General features: G+C 71.4%; 12 protein-coding genes. 6 read left to right on the plus strand and 6 right to left on the minus strand.

Features of this window, described 5'->3' with window-relative positions; translation table 11 throughout:
• Nucleotides 1–8: 8 nt before the first annotated feature.
• From ACIPVB_RS10720 to gabT, 4 genes are all read right to left on the minus strand, one after another.
• Complete coding sequence (locus tag ACIPVB_RS10720; RefSeq protein ID WP_400368802.1) at nucleotides 9–1,568, minus strand: APC family permease; 1,560 nt, start codon at nucleotides 1,566–1,568, stop codon at nucleotides 9–11.
• Nucleotides 1,565–2,437 (minus strand): universal stress protein, encoded by an 873-nt coding sequence (locus tag ACIPVB_RS10725; protein ID WP_400368804.1) that lies wholly within the window; start codon nucleotides 2,435–2,437, stop codon nucleotides 1,565–1,567. Before ACIPVB_RS10725 ends, ACIPVB_RS10720 begins: the two co-directional genes overlap by 4 nt.
• Nucleotides 2,434–3,894 (minus strand): flavin monoamine oxidase family protein, encoded by a 1,461-nt coding sequence (locus ACIPVB_RS10730; protein WP_400368806.1) that lies wholly within the window; start codon nucleotides 3,892–3,894, stop codon nucleotides 2,434–2,436. The genes ACIPVB_RS10725 and ACIPVB_RS10730 overlap by 4 nt, the downstream gene beginning before the upstream one ends.
• Nucleotides 3,895–3,984: 90 nt before the next feature.
• A complete protein-coding gene (gene gabT, locus ACIPVB_RS10735; protein ID WP_400368807.1) occupies nucleotides 3,985–5,334 on the minus strand; it encodes a 4-aminobutyrate--2-oxoglutarate transaminase in 1,350 nt (449 codons plus the stop codon).
• A gap of 92 nt (nucleotides 5,335–5,426) precedes the next feature.
• Here gabT and ACIPVB_RS10740 point away from each other — a divergent pair, with 92 nt between their 5' ends.
• Entirely contained in the window at nucleotides 5,427–6,956 is a 1,530-nt protein-coding gene (locus ACIPVB_RS10740; RefSeq protein WP_400368809.1) for a PucR family transcriptional regulator, read from the plus strand.
• Between the two features lie 753 nt (nucleotides 6,957–7,709).
• Nucleotides 7,710–8,351, plus strand: a complete 642-nt coding sequence (locus ACIPVB_RS10745) for an endonuclease domain-containing protein (protein WP_400368812.1) — start codon at nucleotides 7,710–7,712, stop codon at nucleotides 8,349–8,351.
• A gap of 664 nt (nucleotides 8,352–9,015) precedes the next feature.
• On the opposite strand, the gene ACIPVB_RS10750 is transcribed toward ACIPVB_RS10745, so the two are convergent.
• Nucleotides 9,016–10,494 (minus strand): helix-turn-helix domain-containing protein, encoded by a 1,479-nt coding sequence (locus ACIPVB_RS10750; protein ID WP_400368814.1) that lies wholly within the window; start codon nucleotides 10,492–10,494, stop codon nucleotides 9,016–9,018.
• Nucleotides 10,495–10,623: 129 nt separating this feature from the next.
• On the opposite strand from ACIPVB_RS10750, the gene aceA reads away from it, so the two are divergent.
• Both aceA and aceB read left to right on the plus strand, forming a co-directional pair.
• Complete coding sequence (aceA, locus tag ACIPVB_RS10755; protein WP_400368817.1) at nucleotides 10,624–11,940, plus strand: isocitrate lyase; 1,317 nt, start codon at nucleotides 10,624–10,626, stop codon at nucleotides 11,938–11,940.
• Between the two features lie 200 nt (nucleotides 11,941–12,140).
• Nucleotides 12,141–13,754 carry a malate synthase A gene (gene aceB, locus ACIPVB_RS10760; RefSeq protein ID WP_400368980.1) on the plus strand — a complete coding sequence of 538 codons (1,614 nt, stop codon included), beginning with the start codon at nucleotides 12,141–12,143 and terminating at the stop codon, nucleotides 13,752–13,754.
• Nucleotides 13,755–13,923: 169 nt separating this feature from the next.
• On the opposite strand, the gene ACIPVB_RS10765 is transcribed toward aceB, so the two are convergent.
• Entirely contained in the window at nucleotides 13,924–15,219 is a 1,296-nt protein-coding gene (locus ACIPVB_RS10765) for a chloride channel protein (RefSeq protein WP_400368819.1), read from the minus strand.
• 56 nt (nucleotides 15,220–15,275) lie between these two features.
• Between ACIPVB_RS10765 and ACIPVB_RS10770 the strand changes: the two genes are divergently transcribed.
• Nucleotides 15,276–15,590 (plus strand): hypothetical protein, encoded by a 315-nt coding sequence (locus tag ACIPVB_RS10770; RefSeq protein ID WP_400368820.1) that lies wholly within the window; start codon nucleotides 15,276–15,278, stop codon nucleotides 15,588–15,590.
• A 41-nt stretch (nucleotides 15,591–15,631) separates the two neighbouring features.
• Nucleotides 15,632–16,831, plus strand: coding sequence for a pyridoxal phosphate-dependent aminotransferase (locus ACIPVB_RS10775; RefSeq protein WP_400368821.1), 1,200 nt, complete (start codon nucleotides 15,632–15,634; stop codon nucleotides 16,829–16,831).
• Nucleotides 16,832–17,130: the final 299 nt, after the last annotated feature.

The raw sequence follows: 17,130 nt of genomic DNA on the forward strand, positions 1-17,130 counted from the left end.
TTTCGTTGTCAGGACGTGCGGCGGCGGCGGGTGCTCGCGGGAGCCTCGCGTCCCAGGGTCTCACCGCGGAAGAAGGCGGGGCTCTTCACACGCTGCGCGAGCATCAGGACGAGCCCGACCACGATGATGACGACGGTGATGACGAACACCAGGCCGACACCGCCGATCTCGGAGCCCGAGCCGTACGAGGGGTCGGCGCTGTCGATCAGCGTGGTCACGAACAGCACGGCGAGGATCACCCCGCCGATCAGGGGTGCCAGCAGCGTCAGGAGGACGTTGCGCACCGAGTCGAACCATTGCCTGCGGAAGTACCAGACGCACGCGAAGGCGGTCAGACCGTAGTAGAAGCAGATCATCGCACCGAGGGCGGTGATGGTGTCCGTCAGCACGTTCTCGCTCAGCACCCGCATGATCGCGTAGAACCCCGAGGCGACGATCGCGGACACGATCGTGGCGTATCCCGGGGTGAAGAACCGCGGGCTGACCTTCGCGAACTTCCGCGGCAGGGCGTCGTAGTGCGCCATCGCCAGCAGTGTGCGGGCGGGGCCGACGAAGGTCGCCTGGAGGGAGGATGCCGAGCTCGTCAGCACCGCGAGCGAGACGAGGAACGCAAGGGGGCCGAGGATCGGGCCGGACAGGTGGAAGAACACGTTCTCCTGGATGTCCTCGTTGCCCAGGCCCAGCTCGCCCGTGCCGTTGCCGGCGAACATCAGCAGGGCGACCGCGATCAGCAGGTACAGCGCAACGATGAGGAACACGGTGACGGTGGCCGCGCGTCCGGGCGTCTTGTCGGGGTCCTTCGTCTCTTCGTTCATGGTGAGGATGACGTCCCACCCCCAGAAGATGAAGATCGACAGCGACAGCCCGGCCGCAAACGCGCTGAAGGAGTCGACCTCGAAGGGGTTGAACCACGACGCCTGCACCGGGCTCGGATCGAAGGCGTTGCCGTTCATCGTCTCGACCACGGCGGCGCCCGCGAACACCAGCAGGACGAGGATCTGGAAGCCGACGAGGCCGTACTGCAGACGCTGCGTGGTCTGCAGGTCGCGGTAGGACACGATCGTGGCGAGCAGCATGAATAGCAGGCACACCGCGATGTTGACGGGGACGACGCGCGTGAGTTCCGCGATCTCGGCGTTTCCGCTGATCTGCGCGATCAGCAGGAAGAGGAAGTCCACCGCGATCCCGGCGAGGTTCGACAGCACGATCACGGTCGCCGCCACCAGGCCCCAGCCGGCCATCCAGCCGACCCACGGACCGAACGCGCGAGCGGCCCACGTGAACGAGGTGCCGGCGTCCGGCATCCGGGAATTCAGCTCCCGGTAGCCCAGGGCCACCAGCAGCATCGGGACGAAGCCGACGAGGATGATCGCCGGCACCTGGAAACCGACCGCCGAGACGGTCGGTCCGAGGGCTCCGGTGAGGGTATAGGCCGGGGCGATGGTCGAGATGCCGATGACGACGGCGCCGACCATCCCGATCGTGCCGACGCGCAGACCCTTGTTCGAGATCCCGGTGGTGACGGCACTGTCCGGGGCGGGGCTCGCGTCGTTGCGAGATGAGGTCATGAGGAAGCCTCCGAGGTGCGGGGAACCACGATCATGGGGACGGGCAGGGCGCGGAGGATGCGCCCCGCGGTGGAGCCGAGGAACAAGCGCCGCGGCTGCGCGAGTCGGCTCGAGCCGACGAGTGCGACCTCGCCGGGGAGCCAATCGATGCGCGACACGGCATCCTCGATGTCGCTGCCGGCACCCACCAGAGCCTCGGCGTCGATCTCGGCGGGAAGGGTCCCGCGCACGGTGTCGAGCACCTCTCGCGCGTGGGTCCGGCCGGTCAGGCGGGTCAGACCCGCATCGACGCGGCCCGGGAGGTCGACGCCCGCCAGCGACAGCAGCCGCAGCGGCGCGTGCGTCCGGCGGGCCAGCGCCACCGCGGTGTCGCGCAGGACGTCGGCGCCGGGGCGCGTGCCGATCGCGGCGGTGATGCGCGGGAGGCCGACCGATACGTCGACGTCGCGCGCGCCCTCGGGAGCGAGAGCGACGGGCACCGGAGCGGAGTGCACGAGCTCTTCGGCGGTCGTGCCGAGGCGGTGACGACCGCGCGGCCCTTCCCCGCCGGTGCCGACGACGAGCACGCCGGCTCCGAACTCCTCGGCGGCGGCGACGAGACCGTCGGACACGTCGCCGGCGTACCGGACGTGTCCCCGGATGCCGGGGAACGACGCGAGGGCGTCGCGGAGCCACCCGCGGGCGGTGTCCTCGACGAGCCGGTCGTACGCGGCGTCACTGGGGATCGAGACGTTGCCGTCGACCGAGGGCAGGACGACCACGGCGTGGACCGAGGTGTCGAGGGCCGCGCCGAGGCGGGCGCCCAACGCCAGGGCGTCGGCGCCCGCGTCGGTCGCCGTGTAGCCGACGACGACGCGGTCGCCGCTCATCGGCGTGTCCGCTCGAGGATCTCGTCGGCGGCGCGGTGACCCTGGAGGATCGCACCGTCGACGTGCTGGTATCCGGCGCCGGCCATGTCGCTGCACGCGAGGTGGATCGCGCCGACGGGCTGGCGCTGGTCCGCGCCGTAGCGGTGCAGACCGCCGAGGTCGAAGCTCGCGGCGTACGCACCCCGGGTCCACTCCTCGGTCCCCCAGTCGCTCTCGTAGTAGACGACCGGTTCCTTCGCCTGCGGACCGTAGTAGCGCGACAGCGACTCGAGGATGCGCTCCTTTCGCTCCTCGGCGCTCAGGCGGAACAGGTCATCGGCGTTCTGGTCCGAGACGAAGCCGACCAGCGTGCCCCGCTCGTCGCCGTGGTTGGTGTTGTCGTACGCCTCGTGGCACAGCTCGTAGGGGCTGAAGGCGGTGCCCGACAGGCCCTGCTCCCGCCAGAAGGGCGTGTCGTAGACGGCGTGCACCTTGATGACGAAGCCCATCGAGATGTGCTGGTGCATCTGGTGCTGCAGGCGCGGCAGCGGCGGCTCGAACGAGATGCGCGAGTAGAGGACCGGAGCGAGGGCCAGGATGGCGAAACGGGCGCGGACGGTCACACCCTCGGCGATCACGGTGACGCCGGCGGAGGCGGACTTCGCCGCGTCGACCCGGGCGGTCAGGGCGCGCAGCTCCTCGACCCGCCGACCCGTGGCCGCATCCGCCGGCTGCTCGGGCGCGGCCGATTCGTCGCCCCAGATGATGCGGCGCACGGGCTGGTTGAGCAGGACGTCGTCGCCGAGACGCTCGGCGAGCAGCTCGGGCACCTGCTGCAGCCCGCCGGTGACGCGCTTGTCGAGGATGAAGTCGGCATCCACCAGGTGCGAGTACGAACCCGCGGATGCCGCCATGAGCAGCGACTGCAGGAGCGAGAACGTGTGCGTCGGCTTGGTGAGCATCGCCGATCCGGTCGCGAAGGCCAGGTTGCGCACGGCCTCGTCGTCGTCGGTCTGCTGACGCAGCCATGCGTCCCACGAGATCTTGTCCCACTCGGCGGCGCGGGGGTGCTCCCACGGCTTGTCGGGGTCGATCTCGGCGACCATGGCATCCAGCTTCGCCGTGATCTCGTCGATGACCTTCTCGGTCTCGGGCGCGACGGGGAACATCTCGCCCGTGAAGCGCTTGGCCTCGCCGTCGGCGCCGACGTACACGCTGTCGCCCTCGCGGTAACGGCTGTAGGTCGACAACCCGAGGTCGGCGACGGTGTCGATCAGCGCGGTCTGATCCGGCGAGACCCACTGCCCGCCGAGCTCGAGCATCGCGCCGTCGACGACGTCGGTCCACAGGCGGCCTCCGACGCGGTCGCGCGCCTCGAGCACGACGACAGAGAGGCCGGCCTTTCGCAGGTCGTTCGCGGCGGTGAGACCGGCGGCGCCGGCACCGATCACGACGACGTCGCGGGTGATCTCGTCCATGGGATCTGCTCTCTTTTCTCGTTCGCGTTCAGGGGTGTGGCCCCGACGGCGGCGGGTTCTTCGGGTCTGCCGCCGCCGTCGGGACGCCGATCAGCTGCGGGCGAGGGCGGCCGCGACGACGTCGAGGCCCTCGGTGAGTAGCTCGTCGCCGATCGACAGCGGCGGCAGGAACCGGATGACGTTGCCGTACGTGCCGCAGGTCAGCACGATCACGCCCTCGGCGATCGCGGCCTTGGCCACGGCCGAGGTGAGGGCCGCGTCGGGGGCACCCGTGGTGGGGTCGACGAACTCGACGGCGATCATGGCGCCGTGTCCGCGGACGTCTCCGATGCGCGGGTCGCTCTGCTGCAGCTCGTGCAGGCGTCCCTTCAGCAGATCGCCGATCGCGCGGGCACGCTCGACGAAGCCCTCGTTCTCGAACGCGTCGATGGATGCCAGAGCGGCGGCGCACGCGATCGGGTTGCCGCCGTAGGTGCCGCCCAGACCGCCGGTGTGGGTGGCATCCATGATCTCGGCACGACCCGTGACGGCCGCGAGCGGGAGACCGCCGGCGATGCCCTTGGCGGTGGTGACGAGGTCGGGGACGATGCCGAAGTGCTCGCTGGCGAACATCGCGCCGGTGCGGGCGAAGCCGGACTGCACCTCGTCCGCGATGAAAACGACGCCGTTGTCGCGGCACCAGTCCACGATCGCGTTGAGGAAGCCGTCGGCGGGGACGATGAAGCCGCCCTCGCCCTGGATGGGCTCGATGATGACGGCGGCGAGGTTCTCGGCCCCGACCTGCTTCTCGATGACCGAGATCGCCTTCGCGGCGGCCTCGGGACCGGTCAGCCCGTCGCGAAAGGGGTACGACAGCGGCGCGCGGTACACCTCGGCGGCGAAGGGCCCGAAGCCGCTCTTGTACGGCATGTTCTTCGCCGTGAGCGCCATGGTCAGATTCGTCCGGCCGTGGTAGCCGTGGTCGAAGGCGACGACGGCCTGGCGCTTGGTGAACTTGCGGGCGATCTTGACGGCGTTCTCGACGGCCTCGGCGCCGGAGTTGAACAGCGCGCTCTTCTTGGCGTGGTCACCGGGGGTCAGGCGGTTCAGCGCCTCGGCGACGGCGACGTACGACTCGTAGGGCGAGACCATGAAGCACGTGTGGGTGAACGCGGCGACCTGATCCTGCACGGCCTTGACGACGGCCGGGTGGGCGTTGCCGACGCTGGTCACGGCGATGCCGGAGCCGAGGTCGATGAGCGAATTGCCGTCGGCGTCGACGACCACTCCCCCGCCGGCGGCGACGGCCTGGATGGGGACGGTGTGACCGACGCCGGATGCCACGGCGGCGGCCTTGCGCTCCAGCAGCTCCTGCGAGCGCGGACCGGGGATGGCGGTGACGAGGCGGCGCTCCTGGGCGAGGGACGGACCGCCGACGAGAGGGAGGGTGTCGAGGCTCATGGCGGTGATGCTACGGACGCCGCGCCGCGGCCCGCACTCTCCTGCGTGTACAGTCACAGGCGCCGTCGTATACGAGTCGTACAGGAGTCCCCATGGCCGACACCGCCGTCGCCCCGCCCAGCCTGCGCGCGCTGCTCGGGCGTCCAGACCTGCACCTGCGCCCCGTCGTCGACGAGGACGCCCTCCCCGCCGGCATCCTCGACCGCCCGGTGAGATGGGTGCACTCCAGTGACCTCGTCGACCCGACTCCGTTCCTCAGCGAGGGACTGGTGCTTCTGACGACCGGCACGCAGTTCACCGAGGAGGCGGACTACACCGCCTACGTCGGGCGTCTGCTCGCCCGCGGCGTCCGGGCCCTCGGATTCGGCACCGAGGTCGTGCGCGACGGCATCCCCTCCGGCTTGACGGCGGCGTGCCTTTCGGGCGGGATGCCGTTGTTCGAGGTGCCGTACCGGACACCGTTCATCGCGGTGGCGCGCGCCGGAGCGGAAGCGATCGCCGCCGAGTCCTACGCGCGGCGCAGCTGGTCGCTCGCCGCCCAGCGCGCGGTATCGCTGGCCGCGCTGCGGCCCGACGGACTGTCGGCGACACTCGCCGAGCTGTCCCGGCAGCTCGGCTGCTGGGTGGGACTGTTCGACGCCGCGGGCGCCCTGCGCACGGAATACCCCGACGGCGGCCTGGCCCGCCCCGCCGCCGAAGCCGTGACCGCCGAGGTCACCGCGATGCTCCGGCGCGGGACGCGCGCGGCATCCCCCCTCCGCTCCGACGGCGTCTCGGTCAACCTGCAGACCCTCGGCCGCGGCGGACACCTGCGCGGGGCCCTCGCGATCGCCTCGGACGACCTCGACCACGAGGCGCGCAGCGTCGTCACCGCGGTCGTCGCGATGGCCGCCCTCGCCCTCGAACAGCAGGAGGGCCTGGGACGCGCGATCGGAACGTTCCGGGCGGGACTGGTGCAATCGCTGACCACCGACGACCCCGCACTCGCCCGGCGGGCGGGCCGCGACGTGTTCGGCCCCCTTCCCGCGGCCCCCGTCGTGGTGGCGCTGACACCCGCGGCATCCGCCCGCTCGACGGCGCTGGCCGAATGGCTCGAAGTCCGTGCACAGGAGCGGCGGGGCGAGATGTTCTTCGGACGCGGCGACGACGGGATCGTACTGGTAGTCCCCGCGGGCGCTCGAGGACCCCTCGGCGAGATCGCCGAGCGCTTCGAACTCGTGATCGGGTGCTCCGCCCCCACCGGCTACGACGGGTTCTCGACCGCCCTCACCCAGGCCCGCACCGCCCGCGACCGCCTGTCCACACCCGGGATCGCCGACTTCACCGACACCGCGCGAGCGGGACTGCTCGCCGCGCTCGGCTCGGAGGCCGCCCGGACGGTCGCCGCGGGCGCCCTCGAACCGTTGCGCGCCTATGACGTCGCACAGGGGTCCGCCCTTCTGGACACCCTCGACGCCTGGCTCGCCCACGACTGCTCGCACGAGGCGACGGCGCAAGCCCTCGGCATCCACCGGCATACCGTGCGCGCGCGCGTCGCGCAGGCCGAGCGGGTTCTCGGGCGCGACCTGTCGTCGTTCGGCGCACGCGCCGAGGTGTGGGCGGCGCTGCGGCTGGCGAGGTAGTAGGGGCCCGGCGGGGCGGGCGCGGGGCGGGGCGGGCGGGCCGGGAGGAGCCGGGCGGGCCGGGAGGGGCCGGGCGGGCCGGGAGGGGCCGGGAGGGGCCGGGCGGGGCCGGGCGGGCCGGGCCGGCGCAGCACGACGGGCGCGCGGAGCGCCGGGCTTCGGACGAGCACAACGGCTGGCGAAATCGGGGACACGCCGCCGCAGGTCGGCGACGCACGGCGTGTCGATGGCACCGCCCGCTGTTGTGCACGCCGGGGCGAGGACGGAGCATGCGTGGGCGAGCGCGCCGCGAGCAGGACGCGAGCCTGCGCGGCGGGGTGGCTGCGGGGCGCGAGGGGCCGGAAACCTGCGCGTGCGACCCCCCGGCGTCAGGTCGACCCGGACACGACGGCGGGCAGTATCCCGGACACGCCGTCCGACACCGCTCACACGCGGCGTGCCGGCGGAACGACCTGCCGTCGTGCACGGGGAGACCGTAGGGACAGACGTGTCCTCCACAGGGACGAACACTTCACAATCGGCGCCCCGGGCCGGGCGGACGACGTTCGGGGACGGGATCGTGAAGGTGTGTGCATGACGCGGGCCGACGTTCAGACATACGCCGAACTGCGCGGCGCCGGACTTTCGCGACGCGCGGTCGCCGCCGCTGTGGCCACGGGCACTCTCCTCCATCTACGTCGCGGCGTTTACGCGACGGCCGGCGTCTGTCCGACGGTCATCGCGGCGGCCCGGCATGGCGGGGCGCTTGCGTGCGTGACGGCGGCGCAGCACCTCGGACTCTGGGTCCTGGACGTGACCGAGGACGTCCATGTGTGGATGCACGGCGCGGGACACGTGCGCGCTCATGACAGCTGCGCCTGCCGCCCGCACTGGGATGACGTCCCGGCCGCCCGGGTGTTCGATGCCCCCGCTGTCGCCGTCATCCTCCGTCAGATCCTGCGGTGCCGTGGCGTCGAGGAGTTCTTCGTCGTGCTCGAATCGGCATTGCGCCAGCGGCTCCTGACTGCAGCGGCCAGAACGTGGCTCCACGACCACGTCAACGATCTCGGGCGTGCGGCGCTGGCATTCGCCCGATCGGATGCCGACAGCGGCCTCGAGTCGCTCGTGAGATGGCGGCTGCGCGGACACGCGCTCACCGTGCGCACGCAGGTGCGCGTGATCTCGGGCGGTCGCGTCGACATCCTCATCGGCGATCGACTCATCGTCGAAGCCGACGGGGCTCCTTTCCATGAGGGCGAGACCCAGCGGCACCGTGACCTGCGCCGCGATGCGCAGGCGGCGGCGTGGGGGTTCGTGACCCTGCGATTCGACTACGCACTCATCGTGCACGATTGGCCGACGGTCGAGCTGGCCATCCTCGCCTACGTCGATCTCGGCCTGCACCGCGGTCGTTGAGGAGCCGGCCGACCGCCGGAGTGCGAGGCCTCCGTGCACGACGGCTGGGCTCTCGCGCGACACGCCGCCGCACGGCATCCCATCCCGGCGTGTCCGCCCGATCTCCCGCCGTTGTGCACGGCGCATCCCGGCCCTCCGCCGACAGTGGCCGCCTGCCCCGCCCTCGGGCGGCCCAGCCCGCGCCACCCTCGGCCGGCCCAGCCCGCCCCGGCAGGGCGAGCGACGGGCGCGCACAACGGCGGGAGGATGCCACGACACGCCGCCGCACGGCATCCCACCCCGGCGTGTCCGCCCGATCTCCCGCCGTACGGCACGGCGCACCCCACCCCACCCACCACGCACTCGACGCCCTCCCACCCCGCCTCCGCACGACGGCGCGGGGTGTACCCGCATGACCGCTCACCCGGGTACCGCCAACCCCTCACCCGGGTATGCCCGCATGACCCCCCCAACCCAGTGCCCGCACGACCCATCACCCGGGCATCGCCAACCCCTCACCCGGGCATGCCCGCATGCCCCCCCCCAACCCAGTGCCCGCATGACCGCTCACCCGGGCATCGCCAACCCCTCACCCGGGTATGCCCGCATGACGCCCCCCACCCCAGTGCCCGCACGAACCATCACCCGGGCATCGCCGGCCCCTCAGCCGGGCGTCGCCCGCCCCTCACCCGCGCGGGGCGTGCGCCTCCAAGAATTCGTACATCTCCGTCGTGTCGACCCCGGGGAACGCCCCCGTCGGCAGGGTCGCGAGCAGCGTCCGCGGTGTCCGCACGTTCGGCCACGCCTGTCCGCGCCAGGCGTTCTCGAGCGAGGCGGGGGCCCGACGGCAGCACGTCTCGACGGAGTGCCGCGACAAAGCCCGATTGGTCGTGTCGCGCCCGCGGAACCATCGCGTGTCGTCGAAGCGCACACCCACGCTCACCGAGTGCGCCCCCTCGCTCGACTGCTCGACGCGCGCGGTGCACCAGTACGTCCCGTTCCCGGTGTCGGTGTACTGGTAGTAGGGGTTGAACCGGTCGTCCTCGTCGAAGACCACGCGGCTCGTCCACCGGCGACAGCACATCTGCCCCTCGATCGAGCCCAGGCGGTCGGTGGGGAAGTTCACGTCGTCGTTCTCGTACGCCTTCGTGATCGTCCCCGACTCGTGCACCTTTAGAAAGTGCACCGGGATGCCGAGGTGCACCGTCGCGAGATTCGTGAAGCGGTGCGCGGCGGTCTCGTACGACACCGAGTAGGCGTCTCGCAGGTCTTCGATGCTCAACGCCCGCCGCTCCTTGGCCTCGCGCAGCGCCGGCACGACGTGCACCTCGGGCATCAGCAGCGCACCGGTGAGGTAGTTCGTCTCGACGCGCTGGCGGAGGAACTCGTCGTAGCTCGTCGGCTCGCCGTGGCCGAGCATGCGACTCGACAGCGCCTGCAGCACCGCCGCGCGCGGGTCGCCCTTCGCGATCTTCGTCGACAGGTAGAGCCGCCCGTTCTTGACGTCGGCGATGCTGCGGGTCGACGAGGGCAGATCGGGCACGTAATGCAGCGTGAAGCCCAGGTGCGCGGCGATGTCGCTCGCCCCGCGCTGCGTGAGGGGCCCGCCCGGGTGCGCGATCGCCTGCAGCATTTCGGATGCCACGCGCTCGAGCTCCGGAAAATGATTGTCCTGCGTGCGCATCAGACGACGCAGGGCGACATTGGCACGGCGCGCCTCCTCGGGGGTGGCCGAGCGCTCCTCGCGCAGGCGCTCGATCTCGCCCTGCAACGCGAGCATCGCCGTCAGCACCTCGTCGGGGACCGCCCGTCCCACGCGGAACGGTTCGATGCCGAGCGCCTGGAACGTCTGGCCGCGCATCGCCCGCTCCACCGAGATCTCCAGGGCCGCCCGGGCGTCGAGGGGCTCGGCATCCAGGATCTGATCGAGCTTGCAGTCGAGCACGCGGGCGATCGCCTGCAGCAGCGTGAGCTTGGCCTCGCGGCGGCCGTTCTCGATCATCGACATCTGGCTCGGTGCGCGGCCGACGGCGGCGGCGAGGTCGTCGAGGGTCAGGCCGCGTGCCGTGCGCAATTGCCGGATGCGTCGACCGATCGTGAGGGTGTCCACCTCTTCATGGTCGAGCGGCAGCGCTGCTGCGGGGATCGAGACGCCGGTGTCCATACCGGCAGGTTCTCACAGAAACGGAAGATTGCGCGATCTTCACACCCGCGATCGTGTTCGAGGCCGATGTTCTTCGCAGACAGTGGTCTCCACGGGGCATCGACGCCCCGCCATCCGAAGGAGGACGACATGACGATCCAGGCCACCCCCGCCTCGCAGGCCCTGCGCCCCGGCGACCAGACCGAGACCGCCGATGAGATCCGTGCCTCGTGGCAGAACGACCCGCGGTGGGACGGCATCGAGCGGACGTACTCGGCCGAGGACGTCGTGCGCCTGCGCGGCACCGTCCGCGAGGAGTCCACCCTCGCCCGCCGGGGTGCGGAGAACCTGTGGAACCTGATCCACACCGAGGAGTACGTCCGCGCTCTGGGCGCCTACACCGGCGGCCAGGCCGTGCAGCAGGTGCGGGCGGGGCTGAAGGCCATCTACCTCTCCGGATGGCAGGTCGCCGCCGACGGCAACCTCGCCGGACAGACCTACCCCGACCAGAGCCTGTACCCCGCGAACAGCGTGCCCGCCGTCGTCCGCCGCATCAACAACGCCCTGCTGCGCCAGGACCAGATCGAGCGCGCCGAGGACCGGATCACGCAGGACTGGCTCGCCCCCATCGTCGCGGATGCCGAGGCCGGTTTCGGCGGTCCGCTCAACGCCTACGAGCTCGCGCAGTCATTGATCGCGGCGGGGGCCGCCGGCATCCACTGGGAAGACCAGCTCGCCAGCGAGAAGAAGTGCGGTCACCTCGGCGGCAAGGTGCTCGTGCCGATCCAGCAGCACATCCGCACCCTGAACGCCGCGCGCCTGGCCGCCGACGTCGCGGGCGTGCCCACGGTGATCATCGCGCGCACCGATGCGCTCGCGGCCGACCTGCTCACCAGCGACGTCGACCCGCGCGATGCGGAGTTCCTCACCGGCGAGCGCACGAGCGAGGGCTTCTACCGCGTGCGTCCCGGCCTGGATGCCGTCATCGCCCGCGGCCTCGCGTTCGCCCCCTACGCCGACCTCATCTGGGTCGAGACCGGCGAGCCCGACATCGAGCTCGCCCGTCGCTTCGCCGAGGCGATCCACGCCCGCTACCCGGGCAAGAAGCTCGCCTACAACTGCTCGCCGAGCTTCAACTGGAAGCGTCACCTCGACGACGAGCAGATCGCCACGTTCCAGGCCGACCTGGCCGCTCTGGGTTACGCCTTCCAGTTCATCACGCTGGCGGGTTTCCACGCCGTGAACCACTCGATGTTCGACCTCGCCCGCGGCTACGCCGAACGCGCCATGAGCGCGTACGTCGAGCTGCAGGAGGCCGAGTTCGCCGCCGAGGCGAACGGGTACACCGCCACGCGTCACCAGCGCGAAGCGGGCACCGGATACTTCGACGTCGTCTCGACCGCGCTCAACCCCGACAGCGCGACCCTCGCCCTGGCGGGCTCGACCGAGACCGCCCAGTTCCACTGACCCCCTCCGTTCGCCCCACCCCCTTCGTCGTCCCACCCCGTCGAGCGTCCAAGACACGCCGCGATCACCGCTTCCTTCGCGGCGTGTTCTGGACACTCGACACTCGCGGCCGCGGGCCGCCCTCGGACGCCACGACACAGAAAGCCACGACCATGACCCTCATCGACACCCCTCCCCCGCCCACCATCGAGGAATCACGGATGCCGGCACCCGCGGCATCCGTGCCCCATCTGCGTCTCGAGAGGCCCGTCGACGGGCGCGACGGCGAGATCCTGACCCCCGCGGCCCTCGCCTTCGTCACCGAGCTGCACGATCGCTTCGCCCGCCGCCGCCACGACCGGCTCGCCGCGCGACTGCGTCGACGCTTCGAGATCGGCACGGGCGACGACCCGCACTTTCGCGCCGACACCGCCCACATCCGCGACGATCCGTCCTGGCGGGTGGCCGGAGCCGGTCCGGGGCTCGAGGACCGCCGCGTCGAGATCACCGGCCCCACCGACCCCAAGATGACCATCAACGCGCTCAACTCCGGCGCGCGGGTGTGGCTCGCCGACCAGGAGGACGCCACCAGTCCCACCTGGCGCAACGTCATCGGCGGCCAGCTGTCGCTGTTCGATGCGATCCGCGGACAGCTGTCGTTCACCAGCGCCGAGGGCAAGCGCTACGAGGTCACCGCCGAGCGCACCCCCACGATCGTGATGCGCCCGCGCGGCTGGCACCTGCCCGAGAAGCACGTCACCTTCATCGACCGCGCCGGCCGCGCGCTGCCGGCATCCGGGTCCCTCATCGACTACGGGCTGTACGTCTTCCACAACGCGCACGCCCTGATCGCGGCGGGGCGGGGACCGTACTTCTACCTGCCGAAGATCGAGTCCGCCGAGGAGGCGCGGCTCTGGGACGACGTGTTCTCGTTCAGCGAGGAGCGCCTGGGTCTGACCCACGGCACCATCCGCGCGACCGTGCTGATCGAGACGCTCCCCGCGGCGTTCGAGATGGAGGAGATCCTGTTCGCCCTGCGCGAGCACTGCGCGGGCCTGAACGCCGGACGGTGGGACTACATCTTCTCGATCATCAAGACCTACCGCGGCCGCGGCGCCCGGTTCGTCCTGCCCGACCGGAGCGAGGTGACGATGACGGTGCCGTTCATGCGGGCGTACACCGAGCTGCTCGTGCAGACGTGCCACCGGCGCGGCGCTTACGCGATCGGCGGGATGAGCGCCTTCATCCCCAACCGCCGCAAGCCCGAGGTCACCGAGGCCGCGTTCGAGAAGGTCGCCGCCGACAAGCGGCGCGAGGCCGGCGACGGCTTCGACGGCACCTGGGTGGCCCACCCCGACCTCATCCCCGTGGCCCGCGCGGAGTTCGACCGGGTGCTCGGCGACGAGCCGAATCAGCTCGGGCGCACCCGCGACGAGGTGTCGGTCGACCCCGCCGACCTGCTCGACGTGCGCATCGGCCGGCCGGTGACCGCGGCGGGCGTGCGCGGCAACGTCTCGGTCGCGATCCGCTACATCGAGGCGTGGCTGCGAGGCCTGGGCGCCGTCGCGATCGACGACCTGATGGAGGATGCCGCGACCGCTGAGATCTCGCGCTCGCAGATCTGGCAGTGGATACACCAGGACCACCGCACCGCCGAGGGCGACGCGATCACCCGCGGCTTCGTCGAAGAGATCGTGTCCGAGATGCTCGCCGGAACACCCCGCTTCGACGGCGACCGTTTCGACGACGCGGCCGCGGTGTTCCGAGAGGTGGCGCTGCGCGAGGAGTTCCCGGCGTTCCTGACCCTGCCGGCCTACGCGAAGTACCTGGACTGACGGATGTCGAGGGGGCCCGGGCGCGAGCCCGGGCCCCCTTCGGCGTGGGTGTGCGCCGCGTCTCGTCACGCGTGGGCATGAACCGCGTCGGCTCGCGCGGGGGCGAACCGCGTTGGCTCGCGCGGGGGCCGCGAGCCGCGTCTGCTCGCGCGCGGGGGCCGCGACGTCTCTACTCGCGCGCGGGGTCGATCGGCGCGAAGCCGCGCAGACTCTCGCGCGAGGTCAATCGTGACGCGGCCAGCGACCCCGCCACGGCCAGGAAGATCGGCAGCAGCAGCTCGAAGCCCGTGTTCGTGAACTCGATGATGAGCGCGATCGCGGTGAACGGTGCACGCATATTGGATGCCAGGAACGCCGCCGCCGCGACGATCGCCAGGGCCGTCCCGTCGGCGCCGGGCCAGATGAACGCCCAGCCCGCCGCCGCCGCGGCGCCGAGTGCGGCGCCGATCGCGACCGAGGGCTGCAGCGTCCCGCCGATCGCCCCCGAACCGAGCGAGACCGTGGTCGCGATGTACTTCATGACGGCGAGCGCGACCAGCAGCAGGGCCGGTTGCGACAGGTCGAAGCCCGCGGTGGCCAGCGCGCGTCCGTTGCCCAGGATGAGGGGGAATGCCGTGCCCAGCGCCCCGACCGCGGTGAAGGTGACGGGCAGGACCACCAGCAGCTTCCAGCCCTCGGGCCGAAACCGCGACAGCTTCTTGGTCACCGCGGCGAAGCTCGTGGCCCCCCACCCCATGAGCGGGCCGATCAGCAACGCCGCCACGATGAGCGACGCGTTGACCTCGAGCGAACCGACCGAGTACAGCGATCCGTCACCCACCAGCGGGCGCGCCACGAGCGTCGCGACGGTGCTGACCGTCAGCGCGACCACCGCCGCGCCCACGCTGAAGCGCGCGAGCAGGATCTCGACGGCGAACAGGGCACCCGCCAGCGGCACGTTGTAGACGGCGGCGAGGCCGGCTCCCGCCGCCGAGGCGATGAGGATGCGGCTCCACCGCGCGTCGAGGCCGAGCCACCGCACGATCTTCGAGCCGGCCATCGCCGAGAGCTCCCGCGGCGCGACCTCTTTGCCGATCGAGGCGCCCATCGCCACCGATCCGACCTGGATCACCGTGTCGGCGAGCGTCTCCCACCACGGCATCCGCGCGCCGTCCACGCCCTGCTCGACGGTGGCGAGACGTCGCCCGAACCGCCGGAGCAGATACCATCCGACCGCCGCGACGACGCCGGCTCCGCCGACGGTGAGGATCGGCATCCACCACCGCTGCGGGTACGCCAGGCCATCGAGGAACGGCCCCTGCTCGTGACCCCAGACCAGGTGCTCCAGGCTGTGCACGATCCACACCAGCAACAGCACGGCGAGCCCCGTCGCGACACCCGTGATCAGCGTCGCGACGCCGAGCCGGAGAAGGGTCGCCGCACCGCGTCGCCGGGAACGTGCGGGGGCGGCGAGAGACGCGGTCACCCGGCCACGCTAACGGAGTCGTGTTTCGACCGCGTTCCCGGCACTACTGTGACCGCATGACGTCTGCGCTCCCGCGCCCGCCCCGCGATCTGCTGGGGATCATCGGCGTCGCCGTGGCGGCGCTGGTGATCCTGCCCACGGGCGCGGTGTTCGTGGTCGGCCTCATCCCCGAGATAAACGCCATCTGGTGGCTGGGCATCGTCATCCTCCCGCTCCTGCTCCTCGTCGGCGCGGTCGTCGTGGTGCTCGCGATCGTGGGCATCGTGCTCGGAAGGCGCCGCCGGGGACGAACCGCGTTCTCGATCGCCGCGCTGAGGCTCGGCATCCTGATGCTGCTGCCGATGGTGCTGCTGTGGAGCGGATCGCTCTGACACCCTCGGCGCGAAACGGGGGAAACACTAGGCTCGGTCCCGTGACTTCCCGTGCTCCGCTCTCCCGCAAGCTGTCCGCCATCGCCGAGTCCGCGACGCTCAAGGTCGACGCCAAGGCCAAGGCCCTCCAGGCCGCCGGTCGGCCCGTGATCTCGTACGCCGCCGGCGAGCCCGATTTCGCGACGCCCTCCTTCATCGTGGATGCCGCGGCGAAGGCGCTGCAGGACCCCAAGAACTACCGCTACACCCCCGCGGCGGGCCTGCCCGTGCTGCGAGAAGCGATCGCCGCCAAGACGCTGCGCGATTCGGGGCTCGAGGTCGCCCCCGCGCAGGTCATCGTCACCAACGGCGGAAAGCAGAGCGTCTACCAGGCGTTCCAGACGGTGGTGAACCCCGGCGACGAGGTGCTGCTGCCCGCGCCCTACTGGACGACCTACCCCGAGGCCATCGCCCTCGCCGACGGGACGCCCGTCGAGGTGTTCGCCGGCGCCGACCAGGACTACAAGGTCACGGTCGCCCAGCTCGAGGCGGCGCGCACCGACAAGACCACCGTGCTCGTCTTCGTCTCGCCGTCCAACCCCACCGGCTCGGTCTACACCCCCGACGAGACCGCCGAGATCGGGCGCTGGGCGCTCGAGCACGGCATCTGGGTCATCACCGACGAGATCTATCAGAACCTCACCTACGAAGGCGTGCGGGCCGTGTCGATCGTCGAGGCCGTGCCCGAGCTCGCCGCGCAGACCATCCTCGTCAACGGCGTCGCGAAGACCTACGCCATGACCGGGTGGCGCGTGGGCTGGATGGTGGGCCCTGCGGATGCCATGAAGCTCGCCGGCAACCTGCAGTCGCACCTGTCGAGCAACGTCAACAACGTCGCGCAGCTCGCCGCCGCCGCAGCGCTGAACGGGCCGCAGGACGAGGCCGAGCAGTTCCGCCTGGCCTTCGATCGTCGGCGGCAGCTGATCGTGTCGGAGCTGTCGAAGATCGACGGCGTCGAGGTGCCCAACCCGCTCGGCGCGTTCTACGCGTACCCCGACGTGCGGGGGCTGCTGAACCGCGAGTGGGGCGGCGTCATCCCGACCACGTCGCTCGAGCTGGCCGACCTCATCCTCGATCAGGCCGAGGTCGCGGTGGTCCCCGGCGAGGCGTTCGGCCCCAGCGGCTACCTGCGCCTGTCGTACGCCCTCGGCGACGACCAGCTGCTCGAGGGCATCCAGCGCCTCCAGCGCCTGTTCGCCTGACCCCCGCGCCGCGCGCCGCGCGCGCCGCGCGCGAGTCGCCCGGATCTGTCGCCGAAACGATCCGAGCTGAGCGTCGTGCTCGTCATGGCGGGACTGCCCGCGCCCGAGACCAACGTCGAGATCTCCGACGGTCCGCGCTTCGTCGCCCGGGTGGACATGCTCTACCGGTCGCAGCGGTCGATCATCGAGGGCGACGGCGACCACCATCGCGATCCCGACCAGTGGAGCCGCGACCAGGTGCGGCGCGCCGAGTGGGAATCCCTGGGCTACCGCATGACGGTCGTGACGCGGCGCGATTT

It is taken from the genome of Microbacterium sp. NPDC090007, assembly GCF_044748345.1.
Taxonomy (GTDB): domain Bacteria; phylum Actinomycetota; class Actinomycetes; order Actinomycetales; family Microbacteriaceae; genus Microbacterium.

Excerpts from the sequence above, each read along its gene's own strand:
- ACIPVB_RS10720 (WP_400368802.1), bottom strand. The coding sequence starts at position 1,568 with ATGACCTCATCTCGCAACGACGCGAGCCCCGCCCCGGACAGTGCCGTC.
- ACIPVB_RS10725 (WP_400368804.1), bottom strand. The coding sequence starts at position 2,437 with ATGAGCGGCGACCGCGTCGTCGTCGGCTACACGGCGACCGACGCGGGC.
- ACIPVB_RS10730 (WP_400368806.1), bottom strand. The coding sequence starts at position 3,894 with ATGGACGAGATCACCCGCGACGTCGTCGTGATCGGTGCCGGCGCCGCC.
- gabT (WP_400368807.1), bottom strand. The coding sequence starts at position 5,334 with ATGAGCCTCGACACCCTCCCTCTCGTCGGCGGTCCGTCCCTCGCCCAG.
- ACIPVB_RS10740 (WP_400368809.1), top strand. The coding sequence starts at position 5,427 with ATGGCCGACACCGCCGTCGCCCCGCCCAGCCTGCGCGCGCTGCTCGGG.
- ACIPVB_RS10750 (WP_400368814.1), bottom strand. The coding sequence starts at position 10,494 with ATGGACACCGGCGTCTCGATCCCCGCAGCAGCGCTGCCGCTCGACCAT.
- aceA (WP_400368817.1), top strand. The coding sequence starts at position 10,624 with ATGACGATCCAGGCCACCCCCGCCTCGCAGGCCCTGCGCCCCGGCGAC.
- aceB (WP_400368980.1), top strand. The coding sequence starts at position 12,141 with ATGCCGGCACCCGCGGCATCCGTGCCCCATCTGCGTCTCGAGAGGCCC.
- ACIPVB_RS10770 (WP_400368820.1), top strand. The coding sequence starts at position 15,276 with ATGACGTCTGCGCTCCCGCGCCCGCCCCGCGATCTGCTGGGGATCATC.